Origin of the sequence: Mesorhizobium sp. M7A.F.Ca.CA.003.01.2.1 (assembly GCF_003998945.1) — a bacterium.
Taxonomy (GTDB): Bacteria; Pseudomonadota; Alphaproteobacteria; order Rhizobiales; family Rhizobiaceae; genus Mesorhizobium; species Mesorhizobium ciceri.
The window spans coordinates 1-862 of sequence record NZ_RZRA01001434.1 but is presented as its reverse complement, the minus strand read 5'-3'; the positions used below and the strand labels follow the sequence as shown (position 1 = coordinate 862).

Below are 862 nucleotides of genomic sequence, written 5' to 3'. Positions count from 1 at the left end.
GTTGCGACAGCGCCGAGCGGTCGATGCCGACCGCGGTTGCAAAGGCCGACTGGTTCAGGTCGGAGCGTGTCAAGAGCATTTTCAGTCGCTCGCGGAAGATCGTCGACAGGTCGCGCTTGTCCATGTCCGTGCTCCACCTGGATTGAGGAAAAATTTGCGCCGGAACCGCTCCGAGGGTGGCGTTAGGCGTAAATGAATCCCTAAGTCTGTTTACAATGTATAACATGTGCGGTCAAAAATGCGCAATCGCAACAGTTTGTGCACTTTGTCTCGTTGAGTGGAATCATTTCTCCTGACACAATGCTGTCAGGAATCAATTGGGATTCCGGCGACTGAGGGGCAGTGGTCGATAGCATGACGAGCAAGAGCATCAGGCGACACAGCGTACGGGCCATTGAGTGGCCAACCGTGGTACTCGCCTTCTTCTGCTACGCGACATGGCTCGCCACCGGTTTCCTGCTCTGGCCTTCCTATCCCGTCCTGGCGCTCGCCGTCCTCGCCTTCACCGCCGCATTGCAGTCGTCGATCATGCACGAAGTGCTGCACGGGCATCCGACGCGCAACGCGCGGGTCAACGAAGCCTTCGTGTTTCTGCCGATCGGTCTGGTCTGGCCGTTCCGCCGCTTCAAGACCATTCATCTGCGTCACCACGCCGACGAGCGGCTGACCGACCCGCTCGATGACCCGGAAAGCTATTATCAGGCGCTCTGGCAGCATGACGAGCTGCCGCCGACGATGAAATTCCTGCTCAAGATCAACAACACCATGGCAGGCCGCTTCGTGCTCGGCCCGTGGCTGTCCTGCGTCGGCTTCTTCATCGACGATGCCAAGCAGGTGATCGCCGGCGACAAGCCGATCCGCA

The 862-nt window shown here is 58.9% G+C and carries 1 protein-coding gene and 1 pseudogene; one reads left to right on the top strand and one right to left on the bottom strand.

Annotation, left to right across the window (positions count from 1 at the left end):
* A pseudogene (locus EN969_RS36470) lies at window positions 1-226 on the bottom strand (transcriptional regulator); the annotation flags it as partial.
* Window positions 227-354: 128 nt separating this feature from the next.
* Between EN969_RS36470 and EN969_RS33260 the strand changes: the two are divergent.
* The coding region (locus EN969_RS33260; protein WP_206525313.1) for a fatty acid desaturase at window positions 355-862 on the top strand (508 nt) is incomplete at its 3' end.